Source organism: Clostridioides sp. ES-S-0048-02 (assembly GCF_020658495.1).
In the GTDB taxonomy this organism is placed as follows: Bacteria; Bacillota; Clostridia; order Peptostreptococcales; family Peptostreptococcaceae; genus Clostridioides.
This window is the reverse complement of the sequence record NZ_JACVWH010000003.1, coordinates 41,474-67,861: the sequence shown is the minus strand read 5'-3', so window position 1 is coordinate 67,861 and position 26,388 is coordinate 41,474. Positions and strand designations below refer to the sequence as shown.

The window sequence follows — 26,388 nt, the reverse complement described above, 5'->3', positions numbered from 1 at the left end:
CCACCTCCTCGATAAATATATCACCCTTATGTTACACCAAAGTTACAATTTACTTTGAATTTCACTATCTATTAATTGAAGATTATATTGTTGAATTAATTCTATTAGACGTTCTGCATATATGTTACTTCCACTTTCATCTTTTGCAGTGCTATAACCTGCTTTTTCTAATGCTTTAGCTTGATAGATATATGTTTTTGCATCAAATACACCATTGGCTTTATATCTTTTATTTGTAGCTAAAAATTCTGCATGGTCTTTTATAGATTCACTTTTATCATCATATATTCTAAATTTATCATCTATAATTGTATCTAAATGTTCTTTTGTTTCTAAAGTAACTGATTTTCCTTTCCAATAGGCATCAGCCTTTATACCAAATAAGTTATTATACTCTTTTGCTAAACTTGATTTACCCCAACTAGACTCAATTATTGCTTGTGCAATGGTTATAGATGGCAATATTTTATAATTTTTATAGTTTTGTATAGCAGATGTTTCAATCTCATTAATAAATTTCATATATTGTGTATCAGATTTTAATCTTTCTGGCTTTATTCCATAATCTTTAAGGTCCTCTATATAATCATTAACCAATCTTTTTTGTTTATTATTAAATTTCAACTCATCTAAAACACTACTTAAATTTTCTACTTTATTATTTTTAGAAAAATCTTTAACAAATAAATCTGATACTTCTTTTATTTGTGAATCATTAACTTTTTCTAACTTATTTTTATTTAATACAGCAATGATAGAAGCCACATACTTCCAATTAACTTGTGCATTATTTTCACTTGCTAAATCAGCATATTCTATATACTTACTAACATCTATATCAGCCTTATTTATCTCTTTAATTGAATATTCTTTTACTAACACACCTATTCCAACTATTATTATCAGTATTGCTATAATGAACTTCTTATTCTTCATAAATTATTTCCTCCCTTATATTCTCTACAGAATACAATATACCCTACTTTTGTTACATATTCTTTACGAAATTATGAAGATTTTATGAAGATTTATGTAATATATTTAATTTAAAGCATGATTATTGTTATAATATATAGGTTTGCATTAAATAAAAAATAGTTAAAATAAATTTAAAATTAGATAAATTTATTTTAACTATTTATACACTAAGACATTATTTCAATTTACTTCTATTAATTTCTATAGATTTTTCTAATACATACTCTTCTCCATATACAATAATTTTTATTGGTTTTGCCTTTAAATTTTCTATCTTAATTAAATTACTATATACATCAACATGGATATTATTATCTCTATAATTTATATTGAAAGAATAATTATTCCATTCTTGAGGTAACTTAGGCTCAAAAGATAGTGTTTCATTCCATGTTCTCATCCCTGCAAATCCATGTATAATAGAAAGCCATGAGCCAGACATTGAAGTTATATGAAGACCATCATTAGTATCATTATTATAATTATCTAAATCAAGCCTAGCTGTTCTTGAGTATAATTCATAAGCTTTTTTTAAGTCATCTACTTCAGAAGCAATAATAGAATAAACACTAGAAGATAAAGAAGACTCATGTACAGTATATTTTTCATAAAAATCAAAGTTTCTCTTTTTCTCTTCTTTAGTAAACCTGTTTCCAAAATAATAAATTCCTTGCAACACATCTGCTTGTTTTATAAAACATGACCTAAGAATCTTATCCCAAGACCATTTTTGATTAAGAGGAAGATTCTCTTTTGGCAAATCCTTTACCTCTATAAATTCCTTATCTAAAAAATTATCATTTTGAACTATTATTTGTAAGTCTTCATCATATGGCAAATACATTTTATTTGATATTATTCTCCAAATTTCAATTTCCTCTAAACTTAAATTATTTCTTTCAACACATTCGCTGTACTCTTTTTTTAACTTTAAGACATTTTCTACAGCATATTCTAAGCACCACTTAGCTATATAATTAGTATACCAATTATTATTGATATTGTTCTCATATTCATTTGGACCTGTAACTCCATGTATCATATATAAATCTTTTCTTGTAGATAAATGTACTCTACTAGCCCAAAATCTAGCTACTTCTACTATTACATCTATGCCCTTTTCTTTTATATATCCAAAATCACCTGTATAATTTGTATAATTATATATTGCATATACTATACTTCCATTGCGATGAATCTCTTCAAATGTTATCTCCCATTCATTATGACATTCCACTCCATCGAAAGTAACCATTGGATATAGTGCTCCCTTAAGTCCAAGTTTTTTGGCATTATCTTTTGCTTGCTTTAGCTGATTGTATCTATATACTAAAAGATTTCTTGCTACACTCTTATCTGCTACACCTAAATAGACTGGAAGACAATATGCTTCTGTATCCCAATAAGTAGCACCTCCATATTTTTCACCAGTAAAACCTTTTGGCCCTATATTTAATCTTGAATCTTCTCCATAATAAGTCGAGAATAATTGAAATAGATTATATCTTATACCTTGTTGACTACTCTTATCTCCTTCTATCTTTATATCTGCACTTTCCCATCTTTTATTCCACAATTTTGTATGTTCATTTAAAATTTCTTCATACTCTTTAGATATTTCTATATTTAAGATATCATCACATTTCTTTAATAACTCATTTTCACTATAATCTCTAGTGGAAGTTATTGTTACATATTTTTCTATTCCAATAGTTTCGTTTTCTAAAACATCCATTGTTATTGAATTTTCACAGTAATTATCAGTACTTAAATAAGATATATCATCTACTTTACCTCTTGTTTTAATATGCATCGTTGCACCTACTGTAAATATGGGTGTCTTAAATGTATTTTCTTTTGTACGTGAAAGTATATTTCCTCTATATTCTGAGGAGCTTGAAGAAACTGCATTCCAAAATTCTTCTTCGTAATTTGAATCTTCGTTTTTTATATTTGAATCTAAGTATGGAATAAATTTTATTTTAGCACTAGAATTCAAAGCTTTTATATCATACTTTATTACAGCTAATTCCTTAACTGATACGCTTAAAAATCTTGTTATATTAGCTTCAAATTTTTTACCATTAATATTCACAGTAAATTTACGCTTTAAAATACCATTTTTCATATCTAATTCTCTATAAAAATTTTCAACATTACATTTTTCAAGGTCTAACTCTACCCCATCTATGAAAATTCTTATCCCTATATAGTTAACTGAGTTAGGAATTTTACCAAAGTATTCTGGGTATCCATTTTTCCACCATCCAACACGAGTTTTATCAGGAAACCATACTCCAGCTATATAAGAACCTCTATGGCTATCTCCACTATATCTTTCCTCATAGTTTCCTCTCATACCCATATAACCATTGCCTATACTCATTATAGACTCTGCTAATCTATTTTCTTTAATTTCAATCTTGTCTTGTATAACTTTCCACTCATTTATATTATCAAACAAACATTTCATATAATGCTCCTAACTATATACTTATTATACTCACTTAATATATACTTAAAATTTAACTGACTTGTTGAATTTACAAGTAAATTTGCTTTTTTTAGATTTTTATAATCTCCAACTCCAACAGAAAACATATTGGCTGAGTTTATAGCATCAATACCTGCACTTGCATCTTCTATTCCTATACAATTTTTAGGATTTACACCAAGTCCCTTTGCTGACATAAGAAATATATCTGGATATGGTTTGGTGTTCCTACATTTTGACGCATCTGCTATAAAATCAAACTTATCACTTATGCCTAGATGTTTTAATACATTTGTAGCATTCTTGCTTGCAGAAGACAACCCTATCTTTACATCATTAGATTTTATATCATCAAGTAAATTTTTTATACCTGGCAAAATATCATTTGAAGTTATTTTGTTTATTAAAGATACATAATAGTTATTTTTGTCTTCTGCCATTTTCATTTTTTCTTCTTCTGAAAATAAATCTTTTTTATATCCATATTCTAATATTTTATTTAATGACTCCATTCTACTTATACCCTTTAAAGACTCATTAAATTCTATATCTATATCTATGCCAATGTCATCAGCTAGTTTTTTCCAAGCTAAATAATGATAATATGCTGTGTCTGTAATCACTCCATCTAAATCAAATATAAATGCTTCTAGCATTCTTGTACCCCTTTCTCTATAAGGATTTTTTAGACTAATAATTAATTTATTTTGTGTCTATACCTTATATTTAAGATATTCTCTATAGAACTATTTAATCCAATTCACTCTTTAATTCAAAATCAACTTCTATTTCACTCTCTTGCACACCATATTTTTTTATCATTTTAGAAAAATTTGACCACATTTTTCCAGAAAAAGCATTTAAATAATTTATATTACAAATAAATTTGCCATCTTCAATCTCTTTCTTATATAGTTGTGGACCCACTATATATACAGGAAACATAGCCCATGCTTTTTTTCCTCTGTATTTTTTTATAACTTTTGTATAGTTGCCATTCTTCATAATACATACTAAAAATACACATACAAATATTTTTTCTTCAACATCTATACCAAAAGAAAAGGATATATCTTTTCCAAACTCCTTTTCTATTTTACACAAATCCTCTTTAACCTGTTTTTCAAGTTTTCTTGAAGCTTCATTGCAAAATTTTTTAATCTCACTAGATGGAATTGGAATCCAAAGTGGCATATCTGATATATAGTCTATACTTTTATCATCAAATGGCAACTCTCTTCGCTTCATTTCTGCTATAGCAGACATATAACTTTTATCCGATACAAAAAAAGTTGCAATTTTATTATTATCCACATATATATTAACTGGACATTCCTGTTTCTTATTATTTATCGAAATTCTAGTAATATCATTATATGAATACTCTTTTTCACTCCCTATACATTTACGAACTTTAATATTGTATAAATCAAAAATAATATACTTTCTTGTATATTTGAGAATTGAAATTAATCCATATATTGTAAGTACAAGAGTAATTAATAATATATAGTACTGTTTAATATATACACAAAATACAATTAATACAATCCCAATTGATAAAAATATTAAACCTAAAATTAGATTCACGATACTAGATTTTACTGTAACTATATACTCTTCATAGTCATTCATGTTTTCCCTTCCCTCTACTTATTCAGTAATTATACATCTTTACTTAACTACAAAATAATTAAAAATTTCAATATTAATTTTTATTCAAATAAAAACTTTACTTAACAAGTTTTACTGCAAATAATTTGTATATAAAATTATACTGAATTCACTTATTATAATTAATGATACTTTGTTTAAATAATATAAAAAGTTATAGTATAATCTAACAAACACATGGTTATATTATTTTAAAATAATAAACTTGTATTTTTTTAATGTTATTTCTTCCTTTAAATCAACTATTTTTTCTTCATATAAATCTTTTACTTTTCTATTTACCAAATAATCTGGTAATCTTAAGGTTAAATCTTTGGATGAATTATTTATTATTATTGTAATAGATTCTTTCCTTAATATAATTGTTCCATTTTCTTTATCTGCTAGTATCCATTCATTTGATACAGTTCTAAGTTCTCTATTTGATTTACGAAGTCTAATAATCTTCTTCATAAAATCAAGTATATCTTTATTCCACTTTCCTTCATTCCATTCCATACATTTTCTTTGTCCTTCAGATACTGGACTTAGTTCTCCTTGCATTCCTATTTCATCACCATAGTATATACACGGACCTCCTGATTGTATAAACATAAACAAATATGCAAGTTTAAATTTATCCACATTTCCATCAGCATAGCTCAATATTCTAGTAGTATCATGACTTCCAAGTAAATTAAAAATAACTTCATTAACTTGCATTGGATAGCTTACTATTACATCATTTATCATGTATTTAAATTCTTCAGCATTTATCTCATTTGTACAAAAAAATTGTTTCATAGCTTCTGACATTAAATAATTCATAACTGAGTCAAATTGGTCTCCCATCAACCATGGTAAACTTCCATGCCAAATTTCTCCTAATATATATATCTCAGGTTTTATTCTTTTAATCTCTTGTCTGAATTTTCGCCAGAAAACATGATCTACTTCATTTGATACATCCAATCTCCATGCATCTATATCAAATTCTTGTATCCAATACCTCCCTACACGCAATAAATATTCTATTACTTCTGAATTTTCTGTGTTAAGTTTTGGCATATATTTTTCACACCCAAAAGTTTCATAAGGTATGTTTTTTTCATCTATTTCTTCTATTGGAGTATCAACTTTACTCATATCTTTTATATAAAACCAATCTTTATATCTCGAATTATTCTTATTTTTAACTACATCTTGCCACTGCTTAGAATAATATCCTATATGATTAAATACAGCATCCAACATTATTTTTATATTTCTTTTATGGGCTTCTTCTATTAGTTTTTTCAAAGTAGATTTATCACCTAAGGTAGGGTCTATTTCCATGTAGTCCATCGTATCATATCTATGATTAGTTTTTCCAACTGTAATAGGACAAAAATAAATTCCATTTATCCCTAAATCGCTCAAATAATCTAGGTGGTCTATTACACCTTGTAAATCTCCACCTGTAAAATTATCTCTTGTTGGAATAGCGCCCCATATATCTACTCCTTCTGGATTTATAGATGGATTTCCATTTGCAAATCTATCAGGAAATATCTGATACCAAATAGTTTCCTTTACCCAATCTGGAACTTTAGGTATATCTATATAATTCAAATATGGATATCCAAAAAAATTACTTATTTCGCATAACTCTTTTTCATCATTTTCGTTTCCTAATTTTATTATCTTTTTCTCTGTAAATAAAATTTTTTCTTCTTGACCTTCTATTATAAATCCATATCTCGAACGTTTATTTAAAGGCTTACACTCAGCTATCCAATAATCAAATAATTCTGTTTCTACTTCTTTGTTCATTGTTATATTTGTTCCACCAGACCAACCAAGTCCAGATGCATTTAGATTCCCTCCTCCTGCACCTCCTTTGTCCCATACATATTGGTCTCCTATCCTTAAGGTCACTTTTTTTGCCTCATTTTTTTTGGTTCTAATTCTTATATGTAATGTTTCTCTATCATAGCCATAAGCATAGTTGCTCATTGGTATATGTAGTATAGCCTCTTTTGTTAAAGTTTGTTGAGTTGATTCTGTGATTTGATTACTTAAGGTTATATTTTCTTTATTTTTATTAGACAACTTTATCCCTTCTTTCTAATAATTTGCATGATTTAAAGATAGGTTAATGTATTTAACTATTATATCATAATAAAAAGATATAATAGTTAAATATAATAGTAATAGTTTTCTAATTTGAGACAATCATTTTTCTTAAACTTAAACTCTTCTCTATTATCATTTTTTACAAAATAAAAACCTCTAGTATTTTCCTAGAGGATACAATATTCTGCTATTAATTTTTATACTAACTTTCAAATTATTTAAAAAGACTCTATATGCCATATTAGTTCTTTATGCTATATTATTAGATTTAACTTTTTCTATGTTTAAAAAATAAGTTTCTCTTTCTTTAAATAATGATACATATTTAAAATCAAGATATTTAAGCATATCGTAAGCCACATCAAAATCTTTGCAGATATCTTCTACTCTATGAGAGTCAGAACCTACAGTAACTATAAAACCACCAAGTTCTCTATATCTTTTTAAGATATCTTCATTTGGATGTATGGCATTTAATCCATATCTATAACCAGATGTATTTAACTCTATTCCACTTCCATTATTAATTATTGACTTTAAAACTTCATCAATAATATCTTTAAAATCATTATATATTACTCTGTTATCTGAATATATCCCATATCTAGATATATAATCTAAATGTCCATATATATTATAATCTTTAAACTCATGATTAGTTTCAAGTATGCTATTAAAATATTTATAGTACGCATCTTCTTTGCTAAGTCCTTCAAAGTATTTTTTTGATGGAACAGGTACGTTATCAATTGTATGAGTTGAACACAATATAAAATCAAAAGGATGTGAACTTATTACATCTTTTATTTCATTTTTTAAATGTTTTCTATATCCTACTTCAACACCTAACAATAATTCTATATCCTTTTTATACTTTTCTTTTAGTGTATTAAACACTGGGACATAGTTGTTATAATCTATACAAAATCCCTTCCCTTCATCATGTTCTAAATGGTCTGTAAAAGTTAAATATCTAACACCTATACTTATAGCTTTTTTTATTGTATCTTCCATTGAATCCTTTCCATCACTTGAAAAATTAGTATGAATATGATTATCAATTAAATTCATATTATCCCTCCCTTTATTTTATCTATCTTAATTATACTACAGGTTTATTGTATACAATTGTTAAAAGAAAATGATAATAGTTAAATTTTATTTACAATACTTCCTCTTAAATAAATATTTTATTTTTACAATAAAAGAAGTGTCTATCTTTTGATTTAAAAAAATCAATGCAGACACTTCCTTAGTAATATATTTTGGTTAATTTATCTTTTAAAAATTTGCATTTTTTGACAAATTTTAGTGGTTATATATCCAATCATATAAAAAGCGGCATAAAGTAAAATATAGATATATGCTGAATCATTTAAAAACATATACATTAATATTATATAAGTTATTAAAGATACTACAAGTGATAAAATCCAGTTGGTTTTACTCAATACACAAACTATCCCTTGAATTAAAAAGGCAATTGGAAAAATTAAAATCATCCCTATTACAAAAATCCCTTTAGAATGAATATCTGGTATATTGAATATATCTGTAGCAAAAGTCAAAAACACCAATAACATTATGATTGTAGGAAATATAATACTAAAAACATTACTCTTTTTCATAATAAATTTTCCTTATTTGTAATTTTGAATTGGTTATTTAATGAAACTCATTAAATATAACCATTAAATTAATAATTTAATTACTTTATCGCCTCAATTTCTCCCATCATTCTAACTAAGTCTTGTCCATATTGACCACCAGCCCAATTATTAGAAAGACTTTCAACTGTTTTAGCTTTCCCAAACAAAGATTTTTCATGTCTAGGGTCTACTGGATTTGAAAGTGGATAACCCTGTTGTCCTGCATATAGACATAAATGTTGAATTTGAGCTAGTATTCCCTCTTCCCAAGTATCAAATTTTGAGTGTGCATTTTTGTCAGTATCAGAACCACCAACAGAAGTCTTAAGTCCACAAGGATTCTTAAAAGATGCATCTAATACTCCACCAAAATTACAGAAACCAGTTTCTTTTGCTGATTGAGCTACAGCTAAAACAGGATTTACACCTTCTTGAACAGCTGTATCATACAGTATTGGTATTAATTCTATAAATAAATCATTGGCTTTTTTAGATTTTGCCCATTTTAAACAAGCTTCTAAGCTAGCTGTTGGTTCACCTAATATACTTGTTTCATCTTTCATAGGTGAATCCCCTTTTGTAGACGAATCACCATTATTCTGTGCAGCAGAAACACACTTATTATATACACTATCGCTTATTGAGCCTAATCTAGTAATCTTATCTGCTCCTGCTAGTATGGATTTATCACTATCTTCTGATACTAATACAATTGGATTATCTTTAGCAATTGTAGAACCTGTAAGAGCATTTACTAAATCATATCCATCACTTAAATAAAATTCTGATGAATCTGGATAAAATTCTTTTATAACTTTTTTATTTGTATCATATCTATCTGAACCACCAAGTCTCTTAGAGTTAGTCTTGTTAACTAAACTCGTACTCATAGAAATACTTCCACCTACAGCATATGATTTTACATTACTTGTTGAAAAAGGAACACTTTTTCCATCTGTAAGTACTATAGGAGCTACATCTCTTACTGAGACAGGTGCAGCACTTATAGTATCAGCCTCTCCTTTATATGCATTAGTTAATATAACTTCATCAACTTTTTTAATGCTACTTACTTCTTTGGCAACACTATAACTAGTCTTTATTCTATCATCTCCACCTAATCTAGTTACTTGTGCTCCTGTATTTTTCAGTTCAGTTTCTACTGACTTACTTATTGATAACTCTTTACCTATTATGTATATCTTTTTTACATTTTTTAATCTTTGTTTTGTCTCATTTGGTATGTTACTTTTTTGAGCAAGTAAAATCGGAGCATCTACAGCACCAGCAAGACCACTTGCTGAAAGACCATCTGCTATAGAACTATCCATATTTACCACAATTGCTGTATCATAACTCGTTTTATCTGCTATTAATCCAGCCGTCTCGTATATGTTCTTACCTTTAATGGTATCTGATGTTAATGCACTTACATTAGGTGCGTTCATTAGAAATATAGCTAATGTTAAACCTAATGCTAAAACTCTTTTAATTGTTCTCATATTCTTCCCCCTTGATATATCAAGTTTAATCCAAAAATGACTATAACATAGTAATACATCTACGCTATAGTCATTTATTATAATTTAATAATTATATGTTTCTTATTATATCATAAATTACAAAAAGTTTCCATAATATTAGATAGATTAGAGAAAAAATTTACATTTTAGTTACAATTTTCCATTTTTTAATTCTAATGTATACATATTTGGTAACAATTTGTAATAAAAGATAGTAAATACACTTTGTATTCATTTTAATATTATACAATAATGAAATTTATTGCATATAAAAATTTAATAAAAATTATATAAGACTTTCACTATTGAATAAACATATTATAAAAAGCAATAAAAGATATCTTTTATTGCTTTATTTGAATAAACGAAATATAATGTATTGCGTAGGAGATAAGAACCAAGGAGTCAAAAAAATGATTTCTCTTCTGCTCCTATCTTTAATACCTGTACTGACTAGTGGTACTGTAGCTCTTTTCAATAACAGCACAAAGACAATTTAGGATTTGTTTTTTTCAAAAATCATATTATCATTTATCATTTGCATGTTATTTGCTATTACACTGTTCTTTCTATTTATTGTACTAATTGTTATTTTAAAGTTAATGAGAAAAATAACAATCAATATTTCACTGCTTCTTTCTTTAATGTTCGGTTTTGCTCTTGAAACCCTTATTATTGTATTTGTAACTACATGTGCAGGAACAATTGTAATAAATTTAAGCAGAAATATTATAGTAACAAGTGTAGCAGGTATGACTAATCCTTCATCATGATATTAAAATAGAAAATTTTAGATATGAAAAAGTTAAGAAAGGGCACAAAAATATAGCATTTAAGTGGATGACTATTATTCTAATTGATTATATAAAATGACTTTCCCATTTTAGAAATAGGAATAATTATTTTTTCAAAATAACCTAAAAAATAAGCTTCTAATAACTTAAAAATCTGGAATCTAACTTCTTCTATTAATCTCGTCTGTTATTAATGATTTAGAAATATACATTGCTTTTATTATATTTCTAAATCGTTTGTAATTAGTAGTACCCTCTGCAAATTTTGACTGTGCTTTTTCACATTTGCCTATACTTGAAGATACAGGTCGTAGTGCTTCTATTAATTCTTCTTTTGTATATTTATCAATTATATTTTCATCTGTTATTAATGATTTTGAAATATACATTGCTTTTATCCTATTCTTAAGGAGTGAGTGTTGAGAAGTCCCTTCCATAAACTTTAGTTGTGCTTTTTCACATCTTACGATAACTGAAGATACAACTCTTAGTGTTTGTATCAATTCTTCTTTTGTATATTTATCTATAAGTATTTCACCTCAAATCCTAATTTATTATTGTATACCTTAACTTACTCTAATATTTTTTCATACTATTATAACATATTTTTAGTGCTATTCTAATATATAATGTGATATATTCTAATTAATGGTATTTTCGAACTTAATCAAATGTTATTCTATTATAAGGTCATAGTATATATATGAAAATACATAAAAATACTTAACTTTTTTAAGGAGATCTACGATGAGCAACAAACAAGGTTCTAACATAAAAGATGTAAAAATTAAAAATAAGTTAATAATACTGAAACTACTTTCTACAAATACTCCTATGTCTAGAGTTGATTTAGCTAAATCTACAGGTCTTACTAAAATGACTTTATCAAACCTAGTCACTGAACTTATTAATGAAAATATGATTAGAGAGATAGAATCATCAACTTTAAATGCACATTCATCAGGTCGTAAACCTATTTTATTAGATATTTCTAATATCTCGCCTTGTGTTTGTGGCATTTTGATAAGAAGAAATATTTGTAAGGTAATCATTGCAGATTTAAAAGGTAATATTGTCAAACAACTTTTTGAGACTTACCCTAAATATCTGTCAAATGACGTTTTAAAAGATATAATAAAACGAATGTTTTCTAAAATAATGAAAAATAACAAAAGAGATATAATTGGAATTGGGATTTCTTCAATAGGTCCTGTAGATAATATAAATGGTATAATATTAAATCCTCCAGACTTTGGAAACGTATCAAACCTAAACATAGTAAATTTTATAGGAGAAATATCTGATTTACCTATATTTTTGATAAATGATGCTAATGCAGGTGCTTTGGCTGAAAAAATGTATGGTCTAGGTAAAGATATTCCAAATTATATATATCTACATATAATGAATGGAATCGGAGCTGGTTTAGTATTAGAAAATAAACTTCACACTGGTAATTTAGGGCAAAGTGGTGAAATAGGGCATACATCTATTAATTTTAGTGGTCCAGTATGCAGTTGTGGCAATAATGGATGTCTAGACTATTATACAAGTGTGAGTAAGTTAATTAAAAGAATTGAATCGTTAAGTCATATTTATCCAGATTCTCCACTAATTAATTGTAAAGATTTTTCTCTAGTCAAGTTAATAGATGAAGCCAATAACAAGGATAATCTAGGTATGTTTTTACTTGATGAATTTTGTACATATATATCATATGCATTAGTAAATACACTTACCTTAATTGATTGTAGTTCTATAATAATAGGTTATGACTTTAATATTCCTGGTACATTTATAGAAAATACATTATTAAAGAAATTGACTGCTTCAGCAAGTTTTTCTAAATATAAAAAAATAAATGTAAGGCATTCAAATTTTGGAGCAAATGCACCACTAATTGGTTCTGTAGCCATAGTAAGCTATAATTTTTTTAATGGTAGTATAAGTTTTGATTAAATATGTAAAATATTAAAATATTTAATCACTTTTGTTGAATATTTTTCCATTTAATATTATTATATCTTATAAGAGCGTTTAAAATTTGGAGGTATAAAAATGATTTCAGCTAAAATGGAAAAATTACTTAATGAACAGATTAACCATGAATTATATTCTGCATATCTTTACCTTTCTATGTCTTCTTACCTTGAAGCAGAAGGACTTAAAGGATTTTCTAATTGGTTTTATGTTCAATATAAAGAAGAAACAGACCATGCTATGTATTTCTACAAATACTTACATAATGTAGGAGGAAATGTTCAGCTTGATGCTATACCAATGCCAGATGCAGACTTCACTTCTGCAATGGATGTTCTTGAGCGTACATTAGCTCATGAACAAAAAGTTACTGCTTTAATAAACAATCTAGCTGCTGTAGCAAACTCTGAAGCAGACTTTAGAACTTCTCAATTCTTACTTTGGTTTATATCTGAACAAGCAGAAGAAGAGACAACTTGCGAAGACAATATAAAACGTGTTAAACTTGCTGGAGAAGGTGGGTTATTCTTTGTGGACCAAGAATTGGCTACTCGTACATATTCAGCACCAACAAATCCACCTGTAACAATATAAAAATATTACCATTAAAATTTTTAGTATAATAGATAAGGTGTATTAAATGTGGGGTGACTGAAAATCACAATCTATAAATTAGTGTGATTTTCAGTCAGTACTTTAATTATGGTTGAATACCAAAACTTGTTAACTATTTATATTTAACTATTAAGGCGTCTACTACACATACACCTTTTCCTTTAGGATATACGAACACAGGATTTAAATCTATTTCCTTAACCTCATCCTTGTTTTCATAAGCATATTTACCTAATTTAACCATCATATCTGCAAGAGCATCAACATCACAAGGTTCACTACCTCTGTATCCATTTAAAAGCTTAAATGATTTCAACTTCTTAAGCATCATTATAGCTTCATCATGATTTATAGGCAAAGGATATAAAGTAGTATCTTTAAATACTTCTACAAATACTCCACCTAAACCAACCAATAACATTGGTCCAAACTGGTCATCATTAGTTATACCAATAATTATTTCTATTCCACTTTCAACCATTTCTTGAACCAATATACCATCAATCTTGGCATTTGGCTTTGCTTCTTTTACGTTAGTTAAAATCTCATTATATGCGTTTACTGCCTCTTCTCTATTATTAATTCCTACTTTGACTCCTCCAACATCAGACTTGTGTAATATCTCTGAAGAGTTTATTTTTAGGACAACAGGATAGTTTATATAATTTAAAATTTCATCCAATTCATCAATACTTTTTGCAATACCTTGACCTGGCACTGGTACTCCATATTTCTTCATTTCAATTTTACTGTCTAATTCCGATAAAGCTACTACATTATTTGAGTTTCTTTTCTTAACAGCTTCAAATTCTAAAGTTCTCTTTGAATAATCATAATCTACAAATTTAGCCATTTTATTGAAACAAGTAAATGTAGTCCCAACTGATGACATTATAGGTACTTGGCTGTTTTCTAACCTAGCCCTATAATTCAGATATCTATTTCCTTCAAGTGTAGGAACTGCAAATACAGGTTTCTTTAATCCCTGCTCTCTAGCTTCGCTTACAGCTTGACAAAGAGTCTCATGCATTTCATTTTCTTCATCTCTTATATTTGCACCTATCATAGTAAATCCAACACTATCATCTTTATCAAATGTGTGTAATAATCCTACTATCATATCTTTTTCATGGAATAGTGCAGTCGTAGCATCCAATGGATTTTTAGGTGTTGCAAATCCTGGAAGATATTTTTTCATCTCTTCTTTAGTTTCAGCAGATATTTCTGCAAGTTCTACGCAATTTTCTTCTGCTAAATCTGCACAAATAGTATTTTCTCCGCCTGAGAAGTTTATTGCTGCAAAATTAGAATTTTTAGGTAAATTACCCTCTAAGACACTAAAAGCCTGAGCTAAACTCATAAATTGTTCTAAATTCTCTACAGAAATTACTCCATACTTTTCAAAAATACTTTCAAAAGCTTTACTTGAACCAGCTAAGTTTCCTGTATGGGAAGCAGCTGATATAGCTCCTTTTTCTGACCTTCCTGACTTCAAGATTATTACTGGTTTTCTTTTTTGAGCTGCTTTTTTTAGTGCATTTATAAATTTTTGAGGATTTTTTAGTCCCTCAAGATAAATAGCTATTACTGATGCATAATTATCATCTACAAGAAAGTCTACTGCATCTTCTAGTGTAACTATATTTCCATTTCCTGTTGAAAAACCATAAGATATATTAAAATAATCACTTGAAACAATTTCTGCAGTTATAAATCCACTTTGCCCTACAATTCCTATCCCTGGTTTTTTAGTATCCAAATCCCACTTAGAACCACCAGCCCATAGATTAACTTTATCTATACAGTTTAGTAATCCCATACAGTTTGGACCTAATATTTTCATATCATATGTATTAGATATTTCTATAAGTTGATTTTCTAAATCTACTCCATCTTCTGTTCCTTCTTCTGCAAATCCACTAGCATATACCACTGCCGTCTTTGTTCCTAATTCTCCAGAATCCTTTAATACAGATGGAACTACATTTCTAGGTGTGCATACTACCACACAGTCTACAACTTCTGGAACTTCTTGTATTGTCTTATAACATTTTCTGCCAAATAACTCTTCTCTTTTTGGATTTACATAATATACTCTATCTGTATCTTTACTTTTTACTATGCTAAGTGCAGCACTTCTACCAAAACCAAGTTTATCAGTAACTCCTACTATAGCAATACTCTTTGGTCTAATAAGTTTTTCCAAACTCATAAATTCACTCTCCTATATGTTTATAGTTGTGATTTTAAGTAAATTCCATCTCAAGATAAAGCTTCTCTTGGCACTTAAGATTTGCTAAATCTTGAGATGAATCACTTAAGATAAGGGTAATTTATTAAATGGCGTTATTATAGCCTTCCATGAATGCTGCTTCATTTTGAACATTAAATTTGCCTTTTCCTTTTTCCTCAAAGAAATCACACATAGTTTTTATAGCTAATTCTTTCTCAAATAATCCTGTTTTTGCAATCAATGCTCCAAGAACTACTACATTTGCGGCTTTTGGATTGTTTGCCTTTTGAGCTAATTCCTGACAATTTATTTTAACTACATTTACATCTTCTCTTAATACTATATTTTCATCTATAGCAGACGTATTAATAACTACTGTTCCTCCTTCTTTTACTAAATTTATATAATCTAAGGATGGCTTATTCATTGCTACTAAAACATCTATTTCTTCCATATCAGGTCCACCTATACTCTCATCAGAAAACTTAACCACACTATATGCTTTTCCACCTCTCATAGTTGGACCATATGCTGGCATCCAAGTAACTTGTTTTCCTAATTCAAGTGCTGATTCAGCCACAATTAAACCTAAAGTTAAGACTCCTTGACCACCAAATCCTGCAAATACTAACTCTTTTTCCATAACTATTCACCATCCCTTTGCTTAAATTCGCCAAGAGTATAATATGGCACTATTTCTTCTTCAATCCACTGGATAGATTTTTCTAATGATACACCCCAGTTAGTTGGGCAAGGTGCTAATATTTCAACCAATGAATATCCCTCTCCATTCAATTGAGCTTCTATAGCATTTTTTATATATTTTTTTAGATTAATTATTTCTTTTGGACTATGAACTGAACCTCTTGCTACATAGGCTACATCAAAGTAATTTGCCACCATTTCAGGAACTTTTAATGGACTACCAGTAGTTTTTATATCTCTTCCATTTACACTTGTTGTTGTAACTTGACCTGGCATAGTAGTCCATGACATTTGACCACCAGTCATTGCAAAGTTATTGTTATTTATTACAAACACAGTTATATTATGATTTCTATATGCAGTATTTAATGTTTCAGAAAGACCTATAACATATGCATCTCCATCACCTTGATAAGTCATAACTAACATATCTGGTCGTGCTACTTTTACTCCTATAGCTGTAGATGAAGCTCTACCATGTGCGGTTTGCATCTTATCTCCATTCCAGCTAAAATTCATATTACAAACACAGCCAACGCCTAAAGTTAATACATGATTTTTTTCATATCCATTTTCTTCTATCACTTCTGCTATTATACGGTTTACTATTCCATGACCACAACCTGGGCAAAATTTATTTGGTATTGAAACAATGCTAGGTGTTAATCTATCTGTAGCCATATTAGAACACCTCCTTAATTTCGCCAGATTTTATTTTGCTGTAAGTGTCCATTACTTGTAATGTTTTTGGTATATGATTTCCACTAAATAATCCATAAACAGGTACATTTTCTTTGCATATTTTCTTTGAAGCTAATGCAACATCCTCTACTAACTGCCCTGTATCAGTTGACTCTACTGAGATAAATCCTTTTACATCTTTATTTACCTTTTCAAATGCTTTATATGGGAAAGGCCACACTGTTATTGGTCTTATTATTCCAACTTTTTCGCCTTGTTCTCTAAGTCTTCTAACCGCATTCATAGTTGTTCTTGATGGTATACCGAACGCTACAAACACATATTCTGCATCTTCAACTTGATAATCTTCCCATTGTTGTTCATTTTCAGTTATTTTCATACGCTTTTCCATACAAAAAGCTGGTTTTTGGTTATCTGGAACTTTTGCATGGTCTCTATTGCTTCCATCATAAGTCCAACCTAAGTCTTCTTCTCTTTTCTTAAATTCAGGAAACTCTACTGGTTCCATCATTTGACCTAAAGCTGCTTCTGTCAAAATTTCAACAGGCACTCTATATTTCTCCGCTACATCAAATGAGTTATACATTAAATCTACAGTTTCTTGAATACTATTTGGTGCATAAACTATTAGATGATAATCTCCATTTCCTCCCCCTCTAGTGTCTCTTAGGTAGTCTGTTTGTGCTGAATCTAGTGAACCAAGACCAGGTCCCCATCTTTGCACATTTACAATTACACAAGGATAATGATTTGCACATAAATATGAGATTCCTTCTTGTTTTAAAGATATTCCTGGTCCTGAAGAACTTGTCATAGACCTCATTCCACTTGCATATGCTCCATATACCATATATATAGCAGCCATTTCATTTTCAGATTGTATAAAAGTTCTTCCAAGTTCAGACATTCTATGTGATAAAAATTCCATTACCTCTGTTTGTGGTGTAATTGGATATCCTGCATAAAACTCACAACCACCTCTTAGAGCTGCTTCTGCAATGGCGTGATTCCCCTTCCACATTTTTTTCATATTCTCCCAACTCCTTTTAAGCCTCTTGACATGCTTCTTCTTTAATTATTTCAAATACATTATCTGGACATACTTGATAGCAGATTCCACAAAGTATGCATTTGCTTTCATCGACTTCTACATGAGTATATCCTTCTGTGTTTATATTATCGGATATTTTTAATGCTCCTTTTTTACAAGATATAACGCAGTATTCACAACTTTTACATCTCTCTGCGTTTATTTTTAAACTCATAGTTACACCCCATTTCGTAATATTTCTATCTATTAGCCAATACTTGGCTCTTCCTTAAGATTTAATATTTCTTTTAAAACTGCTACAAATTTCTTGTTTTCTTCCATAGTTCCAATACTTACACGTGCATGTGTAGCATTTGGTCTTATTACAAAACCTCTTTGTTTTAAGTCTTCAAATAGCTTAGGTATATCTGTTTTCATATCTACATAAAGGAAGTTTGATTGTGAATCTACAACATCAAATCCCATTTTTGTGAACTCGTCTTTGAAATAATCCATTCCAACTCTATTTAACTCATATGTCTCCTTTATAAATTCATCATCATCAAGTGCTGCTGTTGCTCCACTTATCGCAACACGATTAGCAGAGAAAGGTTCTTTTACGGTAAATAAAGTTCTTATTATCTCATCTTTAGCAATACCATACCCTACTCTAAGTCCTGCAAGACCATATATTTTAGAGAAAGTTCTTGTCACTATAACATTGTAATTTTCTCTTACATATTTAAGCCCATCCACATAATTAGGTACTGTTAAAAATTCTATATATGCTTCATCTAATATAGTTATAATATTTTCAGGGACTTTCTTTAAAAATTCTTCCAATTCTTTATCATCTACAATTGTTCCTGTTGGATTATTAGGATTACATACACATATTAACTTTGTTTTATCTGTAATCTTATCTAATATACCTTGTAAATCATACTTATAATCCTCTGTTAAAGGTACCTCTACTGGTATTCCTTCATTTTTAACAGTTGCTGTTCTATAAGACGGGAATGTTGGGTCACAGTATATAACTTCATCCCCTCTATTTATAAAAGCTTCACCTATTAGCGTGATAACGTTATCTGCTCCATTAGCAACAATGAAATTTTCTGCTTTTAGATTCAATTTTTCAGCTAATTTTCTTCTAAGTTCATTAGCTTCTGGCTCTGGATAAAGTTGACCTTGTTTTAACATTTCAATCATAGCTTCCATTGCTTTTGGTGATGGTCCTAGAGGATTTTCATTTGAAGCTAGTTTTATTATTTCTTTTACACCATATTTTTCTTTTACTTTTTCTATTGGTTCACCTGGAACATATTGATGTAATTCTTTTACTGTATTTCTCAATAATTTTTCTATCATTTTTAAAAGCCCCCTCTGTATATGTATTTTCATTTATATAAACGCTATTGCGTCTACTTACTCTCACAACTAAACTAAGTCATTTACTCAAATTTTTTATTAAGCGTTTCTTTGATTTAATTCTTCTCTTATTTGATTTAATTTTTTATCACTTACTGGATATAAGATTGCTATAACAACAGCTATTATTAAAGGTATTGCCATAGAGTAAGAAATCATATTTATAAAACCTGTTTTAACTGCTGCTGTAACTACCATATCAGCTTGATATCCCATTGAATTCATTAAAATTGTTCTTATAGTAGTCGCAAGTAATACACCTACTTGTATTGCAACTGGATATAGTGACATACTTAAACCTGGTAAATCTTTTCCTGATTTCCAATGTCCATAATCACAAGAACCAGCAAAGAAGTTAAGATTTATTATTGATACTACATTTGAGAAACCTCCACCAATTGCCAATAACATAGTTACACCTAAAGTTGTTCTCCCCCAAGGAGTCCATGCAACTAACAAGTGACATAATGCACATATAGAGAAAGAAATTATTGAAGCTAATTTTTGTTCTTTACAAATTCTTATAAATACTGGTGCGAAAAACATAAAGCCTACACTTACCAAAGGCATTATTGCTAAAAATACTGCTAATCCACGTTCATCTTCTATTACATACTTAAAGTAATAAGGAGCTAAAGGTCCTAAACCTATAGATCTTATGCATATAAGAAACTCTAAACAGAATGCCATCATAAGTGGTACATTAGTAAATAAAGCTTTTAGCATTTCACTTGCTTTAATTTTTGGTTTTTCTTCTTTTTGAAGTACTTCAGCTTCTGCTCCAGACTTTATTATCTCTGTTGAAGAAAACCAAAATACTAGAAGACATCCTACTGCAAAGAATAGATAAGTACCTAAATAACCCATTCCTTCTCCACCTAGTACATCTGCAAATAAAACTAATAATAACGGATATGAAAAACCTACTAAAAATTTTCCAACTTCTTTGAATATATTTGTAGTAGTCGAACCTATAACTCTGTCTCTAGGTGTTTTAGTAACCACAGGGTAAATAGCATAGATTATAGTGAAAACTACTTGCTGAGCACAAGATGCTATTAACAATAATGCTGTCATTAAAGGTAAAAGCAATGTTGGGCTTATTTTCATTAATGGAACTATGAAAAATACTCCATATGTTAGTGCTAATGCTGCTGGTGTATATCTAAGCCAAGGATAATATTTTCCTTTTTTAAATGGTTGTTTGTCAAATACAGTCCCTGTTATCGGAGCCACAGCCATCTTTATGAAAGATTGTATTATTTGCATACCACCTGCCATAATTACCCCAAGCTTTGCTACATCAGTTAAAAATATGTTTGTTACTGTTGATACAAAGTAGCCTATAAAATTATATGCCAAATTTATAGAACCTGAGTAAGTGTATACTGCTCTCTTTTTAGGGTCTCTCATATCATCTCTAAAGTTTGATATAAGGTTTCCTTTTGGTTTGCTTTCTTGACTACTCACATCTACCCCTCCTTAATATAATTTATTCTTTATTTATTTTTATTCACGTATAATAATTTGAATTTCAAATCCAACTCTACACTTTCTATGATTCGAACCAAATTTTTATATGTGTATAATTTTAATTTAATTATATTCTTAAAATTCATAATTGTCAAACACTTTTTGGTTTTATTTTTTCATTACTTAAATGAACTAAAAAGGCATTTATACTTAATTTAAATCGTTATTTTTATTAATATATCCATATAAAGTGTCACCAAAGCATACATTCTAAATTATTTTATCAAAATTTTACTTATTTTAAATTATTATAAATTTATTCAAGAATAATTTTTATCTTCTTTTTATATACTACAATCAGATATTAAAAATATTTTTTCACCCTTTAAATTCCTTTTATTTTTATACATGTACTATTGATTTTAAAATAAAAGCATGTTACAATTACAAAAAAGAATATATCAAGTAAACGTTTATTATAATCTTTAATTTCAGAATTTTCAATTTTCTTATTTTATCTAACTTTTACATAACATAATATGTTAAATTATTGTAGCTACACTAATCCAAAGCCAGTTAAAGTCAATATTGTCTTACTTTTATATAAAATATATTTTATAAATATATTTTATAAATTTTATTTAAAAAATATTATATAAGGAGAAAAAATTATGTTACTTTTAATTGCTACATGTGCAGTGTACATATGGATTGGCTTTTATTTTTCTAAAAAAGTTAAAACAGCATCCGATTTCCTAATTGCGGGTAGAAATCTTCCTTTACCCATACTTGCCACAACTATTGCTGCTACGTCTTTTGGAGGAGGATGTTTGGTTGGTGGAGTTCAATGGGGAGCTGAAAGAGGACTATGGGTTGGTATGTACTCTACTATAGGTGCGGCTTTAGCTTGTTTTGTAAATGCGTTTTTTGCAGGAAAATTAAGAAGCTTATCATGTGATATAACACCTGCTGACTATATTGAAACTAGATATGGTCATAGTATATTCTTAAGAGCTTATCAATGTCTTGTAACACCAATATCAATATTAGCTATTATGGGCAGTCAACTAATATCTTTTGGTTCTGTATCTACTGCATTTGGTATCCCTTATGATATAGCTGTAATTGTAGGAGTCATAGTAATCATTATATATACTTATGCATCAGGAATGTGGGGAGTTGCAGTATCAGCATTTATTCAACTTGCTATTTGTGTAGTATTTTTGCCAATAGTAGCTTATATAAGCTTAAAATTAGTTGGCGACAATCCTTTACTTATGTTACAATCAATGGTAAAAGAACCATTCTTCCCAGGAAATAAGTCGCTTAGTGATTTTATGTATACAGTTTTACCATTGGTTTTAGGCTCAATATTTTCTTATGAAAGTTTTTTGAGATACCAATGTGCTGATAATGCTAAAAATGCAGTTAAAAGCAGTGTTATTGCAGGATTTATACTATTATTTCTTGCTTTCCCTATAGGCATAATTGGAGCTATTGGTGGTAGTTTATTTCCAAACATATCATCTGTTCAGGTTTTACCTCAAATGATATCAACAACTCTACCTCCTTTAGTTTCTGTATTATTCTTAGCTGCTATATTAGCTGCCATAATGTCCACTGCTGACTCATTAATGACCTCAATGAGTGCCATAATATCGAGAGATATTTATAATAAATTATTACATCCTAATATAGAGTTTAATGATTTAAAAAATACTCTTAAATACTCTCAAATCGCCTCAGCTTTAACAGCTATAATAGGAGCAATTATAGCACTCAAGTTTGACAGTTTATTAGAACTATTATTTTGGCCAGCACCATTATGTACAGGTGTGATATTTGCACCATTTGTCATTGGTCTTTCCTGGAAAGGTGCTACAAAAAAAGGAGCTATCTGTGCTGTCATAGTAAGTGCAATATTAGCATTTTTAAATATCATTGGCCTCCTTACTGTCTTTGACAGAATTTTAGTACCTATAATAGGTGGTTCGGTTACGATATTTATAGTTAGTAAATTTTCAAAAAAAGATTGAAAAGAAAGGTATACACAGTAAATATGTCAAAATCAGAAAAAGGTAAGGAAACAAAAGCTAGTATTATAAGTGCTGCTAGAGAATTATTTTTTGAACAAGGTTATCACAAGACAACCACTAGGCAAATTGCAGAAAGAGCCAATATAAATTTAGGCTTAATAAGTTATTATTTCTCAAGTAAAAGTGAAATAGGAGCTATAATATATGAAGATATAAGGGATGAAATGCAATCTTTAATCTATAATTATCATGAAGAAGGTACAATGATGATGTTCTTTCTTGCTATGAATGCTGACCTTTGTTTTCTTTTAAAAAATGAAGCGTATAGAAACTTTTATTTGGATATAGCTTATGAGGAAGCTATTTTAAGCTATCAACGAAGTGTAACTGAAATGGTCATGAAAAGATATGTTAATGAAAAAGAATCTATAGAACATGACGAATTGATACTTTCCTGTATTGGTATACTCGCTATGAAACCTGAGATAATTAGGGTCTATACTTCACATAAATATGATATATCTTATCAATCTGTAATAAAATATTTTACAAAACAGTTTCTAATTAACCTTGGTCACAGCACTGATTTATGCGAAGATATTTTAGAAGAATTGAGTAAATACTATATAGATATAGTTGATAATTTTACGCCAATAATAACTCGCATAAGAACTTAATAAAATTTTATTGAACTTTTAGAGACTGAAATTTTGAAATCATAATTGTATTTTAATATTTCAGTCTTTATTACGTTTAAAAATACTTTATAATATTTTGCTCTAATGACAATAAAATGCTTATCCAATTGCATCTATAAATTTCTTTATCCATAAATCCCATAGACGCCATTCATGACCACCAACACACTCTTCATATACAATATCAACATCTAAAGATTCTGCATATTTTTTAAAGGTTTGATTATTCTTATATAAAAAATCCCTATCACCACAAAATTGATAAATTTTAGGAATATCTTTATTACTCTCTTTAAGATTCTTAAGTATGTAAAGTAAATCATTCTCACTATTTCTAGCATCTTCTGGTTTCCCAAAGTCATGGAATAGAATATCAGCATTTGTTTCTATTTGCTGATTTTCCAACTCATGAATCATATCAGGTGAACCAGAAAAACTTGCTACTGCTGAAAATTCATTTGGTTTTGAAAGTGCTAATTTTAAAGCGCCATACCCTCCCATAGACATTCCAGCTACAAAATTATCTTCTCTCTTATCTGATAAAGGAAATATAGCTCTAACAAATCTAGGTAACTCTTCACTTACAAAGGTGAAATATTTATGTCCATATAACATATCTGTGTAAAAACTAGTTTCTACCCTTGGTATTACTAAAGCTATATTTTTGCTTTTGGCATAATGTTCTACATTAGTGTATCTAATCCATGAACTTTGGTCATCTTCTAGCCCATGAAATAAGTACAATGTTTTAAACTTACCTTCAAAGTCATATATCTCTTTGCCAGTAAATAGTTCTTTTCCATTTGCTATAGGTAAAACTACGATTATATCAGTCTCTCCTCCTGTATATTTTGATTTAAATTTACATTCTATAAATGCCACAAAAAACACCTCTTCTATAATGAATTTATTATCTAAAAAACACCAAGATTTTAATTGTCTCAGTGCTTTAAATATTTTATTAATTTATATATTTTTAACTACATATAATCAGAAGTATCTGTTGGTAATCCTTTTTTATCTAATTTACCCTCAATAATATCTTTAATTATAGAATAAATTACTGCAAATAGAGGAACTCCTATTACCATTCCAACAAAGCCTAATAATTTACCTGCAACCAACAATGAGAATAAAATCCAAAATGCAGATATCCCAATTGAGTCTCCAAGTATTTTAGGTCCTATAATATTTCCATCTATTTGTTGTATTATTAATATAATTAACAATAACCATAGTGCTTGTATTGGAGAAACAAACATTACTATTATTGTAGATGGTATTGCTCCAAACAGTGGTCCAAAGAATGGAATAATATTTGTAATACCAATTATTACTGATATTAATAATGTATATGGCATTTTTACCACTGTAAGTATTACAAATGTTAAAATACCTATAATAAATGAATCTAGTATCTTACCACCTAAAAATCTACCAAATGTATAGTTACTTCTGTGAGTTAATTCTAGAATTTTAGCAGCTTGTGTTTCTGTAAAAAGTGCATAAGTTATTTTTTTACTTAATCCATAGAATTTTTCTTTATCAATTAGCAAATATACTGAAACAATCAATCCTAGTACAATATTCCATATACTAGAAGCTATATCCTTCAACATATTTCCTAATATTGGTATTAAATCTGTTACAAATTTTATAATGTATGTGACAAATTCATTCCATTTATCTACTGCTAAATTAAAGTATTGTTCATCAAGATTTAAATCAGTCATTAATTTATCAAGAAGCTTAGTTGCGTTGTTTACATACATAGGTATATCATTTGCTAATCCAACAATACTCTCAATTACTTGAGGTAATACGAATTGCATAAATAAGTAAAGTATCAATGCAGCTGTTGCATATGTTAATAAAAGACCCAATCCTCTTTTTGATTTTTGTTTTAGGTTTTTTAATTTTTCACTTTTGATAAAAAGTCTTTCTTCATAAAATTTCAAAATAAAATTCAGAAGATATGCAATAGCAAACCCTATTATAAATGGCTGTAATGTTGTAAACATAATATCTAAATTGTTAGAGAATACATCAATTTGTGATGATATAAGATAGAATATAATACTACAAGCAGATATTATAAACGTATAAATTGCTATTGTCGTGTACTTTGTATTCCAATTAATTTTCATTTTTTCCTCCTTATTTCTATATAATTAAATTTTATCACAAAATTACTACTTTTATAACAAATATGCCAAATTAAAATTTTTAATTTGATAAAATATAATCAAAATATATATTTTTAATTTGATTTGTATTTT

General features: G+C 28.5%; 23 protein-coding genes. 5 read left to right on the top strand and 18 right to left on the bottom strand.

From position 1 onward, the window contains the following. Positions 1-42 precede the first annotated feature (42 nt). The 8 genes from IC173_RS05505 to IC173_RS05470 form a co-directional block, all read right to left on the bottom strand. Positions 43-936, bottom strand: coding sequence for a glycoside hydrolase family 73 protein (locus IC173_RS05505; protein WP_227434846.1), 894 nt, complete (start codon positions 934-936; stop codon positions 43-45). 217 nt (positions 937-1,153) lie between these two features. Next, positions 1,154-3,451, bottom strand: coding sequence for a glycoside hydrolase family 65 protein (locus IC173_RS05500; RefSeq protein ID WP_227855266.1), 2,298 nt, complete (start codon positions 3,449-3,451; stop codon positions 1,154-1,156). After that, entirely contained in the window at positions 3,448-4,128 is a 681-nt protein-coding gene (gene pgmB, locus IC173_RS05495; protein WP_227434848.1) for a beta-phosphoglucomutase, read from the bottom strand. Before pgmB ends, IC173_RS05500 begins: the two co-directional genes overlap by 4 nt. A gap of 94 nt (positions 4,129-4,222) precedes the next feature. Continuing rightward, positions 4,223-5,107 carry a hypothetical protein gene (locus IC173_RS05490; protein ID WP_227835432.1) on the bottom strand — a complete coding sequence of 295 codons (885 nt, stop codon included), beginning with the start codon at positions 5,105-5,107 and terminating at the stop codon, positions 4,223-4,225. A 225-nt stretch (positions 5,108-5,332) separates the two neighbouring features. Continuing rightward, positions 5,333-7,216, bottom strand: a complete 1,884-nt coding sequence (locus IC173_RS05485) for a glycoside hydrolase family 13 protein (protein ID WP_227434850.1) — start codon at positions 7,214-7,216, stop codon at positions 5,333-5,335. Between the two features lie 273 nt (positions 7,217-7,489). Then, complete coding sequence (locus IC173_RS05480) at positions 7,490-8,311, bottom strand: histidinol-phosphatase HisJ family protein (RefSeq protein ID WP_227434851.1); 822 nt, start codon at positions 8,309-8,311, stop codon at positions 7,490-7,492. Between the two features lie 203 nt (positions 8,312-8,514). Further along, entirely contained in the window at positions 8,515-8,868 is a 354-nt protein-coding gene (locus tag IC173_RS05475) for a hypothetical protein (protein ID WP_227434853.1), read from the bottom strand. Between the two features lie 80 nt (positions 8,869-8,948). Then, positions 8,949-10,391, bottom strand: a complete 1,443-nt coding sequence (locus tag IC173_RS05470; RefSeq protein WP_227434856.1) for a cell wall-binding repeat-containing protein — start codon at positions 10,389-10,391, stop codon at positions 8,949-8,951. Positions 10,392-11,056: 665 nt separating this feature from the next. Between IC173_RS05470 and IC173_RS20675 the strand changes: the two genes are divergently transcribed. Further along, a complete protein-coding gene (locus IC173_RS20675; RefSeq protein WP_255613215.1) occupies positions 11,057-11,185 on the top strand; it encodes a hypothetical protein in 129 nt (42 codons plus the stop codon). A gap of 182 nt (positions 11,186-11,367) precedes the next feature. On the opposite strand, the gene IC173_RS05465 is transcribed toward IC173_RS20675, so the two are convergent. Next, on the bottom strand, positions 11,368-11,709 hold the full coding sequence (locus IC173_RS05465) for a hypothetical protein (RefSeq protein WP_255612860.1): 342 nt from the start codon (positions 11,707-11,709) through the stop codon (positions 11,368-11,370). Between the two features lie 244 nt (positions 11,710-11,953). Between IC173_RS05465 and IC173_RS05460 the strand changes: the two genes are divergently transcribed. Next, complete coding sequence (locus tag IC173_RS05460) at positions 11,954-13,165, top strand: ROK family transcriptional regulator (RefSeq protein WP_227434857.1); 1,212 nt, start codon at positions 11,954-11,956, stop codon at positions 13,163-13,165. Between the two features lie 99 nt (positions 13,166-13,264). Further along, a complete protein-coding gene (locus IC173_RS05455) occupies positions 13,265-13,780 on the top strand; it encodes a ferritin (RefSeq protein WP_227482506.1) in 516 nt (171 codons plus the stop codon). Positions 13,781-13,913: 133 nt separating this feature from the next. Here IC173_RS05455 and IC173_RS05450 read toward each other — a convergent pair whose 3' ends face one another. The 7 genes from IC173_RS05450 to IC173_RS05420 form a co-directional block, all read right to left on the bottom strand. Further along, entirely contained in the window at positions 13,914-16,013 is a 2,100-nt protein-coding gene (locus IC173_RS05450) for an acetate--CoA ligase family protein (protein ID WP_227855265.1), read from the bottom strand. Positions 16,014-16,137: 124 nt separating this feature from the next. Then, positions 16,138-16,677, bottom strand: a complete 540-nt coding sequence (locus IC173_RS05445) for a 2-oxoacid:acceptor oxidoreductase family protein (protein WP_227840925.1) — start codon at positions 16,675-16,677, stop codon at positions 16,138-16,140. 2 nt (positions 16,678-16,679) lie between these two features. Then, the gene (locus IC173_RS05440) at positions 16,680-17,420 is read right to left on the bottom strand and encodes a thiamine pyrophosphate-dependent enzyme (RefSeq protein ID WP_227434863.1); all 741 of its coding nucleotides are present in this window, start codon (positions 17,418-17,420) and stop codon (positions 16,680-16,682) included. 1 nt (position 17,421) lies between these two features. Continuing rightward, entirely contained in the window at positions 17,422-18,471 is a 1,050-nt protein-coding gene (gene vorB, locus IC173_RS05435) for a 3-methyl-2-oxobutanoate dehydrogenase subunit VorB (protein WP_227482503.1), read from the bottom strand. A 16-nt stretch (positions 18,472-18,487) separates the two neighbouring features. After that, positions 18,488-18,706, bottom strand: a complete 219-nt coding sequence (locus IC173_RS05430; protein WP_227434869.1) for an indolepyruvate ferredoxin oxidoreductase subunit alpha — start codon at positions 18,704-18,706, stop codon at positions 18,488-18,490. A gap of 32 nt (positions 18,707-18,738) precedes the next feature. Beyond that, entirely contained in the window at positions 18,739-19,842 is a 1,104-nt protein-coding gene (hisC, locus tag IC173_RS05425) for a histidinol-phosphate transaminase (RefSeq protein WP_227835427.1), read from the bottom strand. Positions 19,843-19,941: 99 nt separating this feature from the next. Then, a complete protein-coding gene (locus IC173_RS05420; protein ID WP_227434873.1) occupies positions 19,942-21,372 on the bottom strand; it encodes an MFS transporter in 1,431 nt (476 codons plus the stop codon). A gap of 674 nt (positions 21,373-22,046) precedes the next feature. Between IC173_RS05420 and IC173_RS05415 the strand changes: the two genes are divergently transcribed. Both IC173_RS05415 and IC173_RS05410 read left to right on the top strand, forming a co-directional pair. Next, on the top strand, positions 22,047-23,411 hold the full coding sequence (locus IC173_RS05415) for a sodium:solute symporter family protein (protein ID WP_227855264.1): 1,365 nt from the start codon (positions 22,047-22,049) through the stop codon (positions 23,409-23,411). Between the two features lie 23 nt (positions 23,412-23,434). After that, a complete protein-coding gene (locus IC173_RS05410; RefSeq protein WP_227434875.1) occupies positions 23,435-24,088 on the top strand; it encodes a TetR/AcrR family transcriptional regulator in 654 nt (217 codons plus the stop codon). 120 nt (positions 24,089-24,208) lie between these two features. Here the strand turns inward: IC173_RS05410 and IC173_RS05405 are convergent, their stop codons facing one another. Continuing rightward, entirely contained in the window at positions 24,209-24,991 is a 783-nt protein-coding gene (locus tag IC173_RS05405; RefSeq protein ID WP_227434876.1) for an alpha/beta hydrolase, read from the bottom strand. Between the two features lie 98 nt (positions 24,992-25,089). Next, complete coding sequence (locus IC173_RS05400) at positions 25,090-26,256, bottom strand: AI-2E family transporter (RefSeq protein ID WP_227434877.1); 1,167 nt, start codon at positions 26,254-26,256, stop codon at positions 25,090-25,092. Positions 26,257-26,388 lie beyond the last annotated feature (132 nt).

Coding starts and splice junctions, on each gene's coding strand:
- hisC (WP_227835427.1), bottom strand. CDS start 19,842: ATGATAGAAAAATTATTGAGAAATACAGTAAAAGAATTACATCAATAT.
- IC173_RS05440 (WP_227434863.1), bottom strand. CDS start 17,420: ATGGCTACAGATAGATTAACACCTAGCATTGTTTCAATACCAAATAAA.
- IC173_RS05480 (WP_227434851.1), bottom strand. CDS start 8,311: ATGAATTTAATTGATAATCATATTCATACTAATTTTTCAAGTGATGGA.
- IC173_RS05460 (WP_227434857.1), top strand. CDS start 11,954: ATGAGCAACAAACAAGGTTCTAACATAAAAGATGTAAAAATTAAAAAT.
- IC173_RS05500 (WP_227855266.1), bottom strand. CDS start 3,451: ATGAAATGTTTGTTTGATAATATAAATGAGTGGAAAGTTATACAAGAC.
- IC173_RS05415 (WP_227855264.1), top strand. CDS start 22,047: ATGTTACTTTTAATTGCTACATGTGCAGTGTACATATGGATTGGCTTT.
- pgmB (WP_227434848.1), bottom strand. CDS start 4,128: ATGCTAGAAGCATTTATATTTGATTTAGATGGAGTGATTACAGACACA.
- IC173_RS05400 (WP_227434877.1), bottom strand. CDS start 26,256: ATGAAAATTAATTGGAATACAAAGTACACGACAATAGCAATTTATACG.
- IC173_RS05505 (WP_227434846.1), bottom strand. CDS start 936: ATGAAGAATAAGAAGTTCATTATAGCAATACTGATAATAATAGTTGGA.
- IC173_RS05455 (WP_227482506.1), top strand. CDS start 13,265: ATGATTTCAGCTAAAATGGAAAAATTACTTAATGAACAGATTAACCAT.
- vorB (WP_227482503.1), bottom strand. CDS start 18,471: ATGAAAAAAATGTGGAAGGGGAATCACGCCATTGCAGAAGCAGCTCTA.
- IC173_RS05475 (WP_227434853.1), bottom strand. CDS start 8,868: ATGAAAAAGAGTAATGTTTTTAGTATTATATTTCCTACAATCATAATG.
- IC173_RS05410 (WP_227434875.1), top strand. CDS start 23,435: ATGTCAAAATCAGAAAAAGGTAAGGAAACAAAAGCTAGTATTATAAGT.
- IC173_RS05470 (WP_227434856.1), bottom strand. CDS start 10,391: ATGAGAACAATTAAAAGAGTTTTAGCATTAGGTTTAACATTAGCTATA.
- IC173_RS05445 (WP_227840925.1), bottom strand. CDS start 16,677: ATGGAAAAAGAGTTAGTATTTGCAGGATTTGGTGGTCAAGGAGTCTTA.
- IC173_RS05430 (WP_227434869.1), bottom strand. CDS start 18,706: ATGAGTTTAAAAATAAACGCAGAGAGATGTAAAAGTTGTGAATACTGC.
- IC173_RS05490 (WP_227835432.1), bottom strand. CDS start 5,107: ATGAATGACTATGAAGAGTATATAGTTACAGTAAAATCTAGTATCGTG.
- IC173_RS05450 (WP_227855265.1), bottom strand. CDS start 16,013: ATGAGTTTGGAAAAACTTATTAGACCAAAGAGTATTGCTATAGTAGGA.
- IC173_RS20675 (WP_255613215.1), top strand. CDS start 11,057: ATGTTCGGTTTTGCTCTTGAAACCCTTATTATTGTATTTGTAACTACA.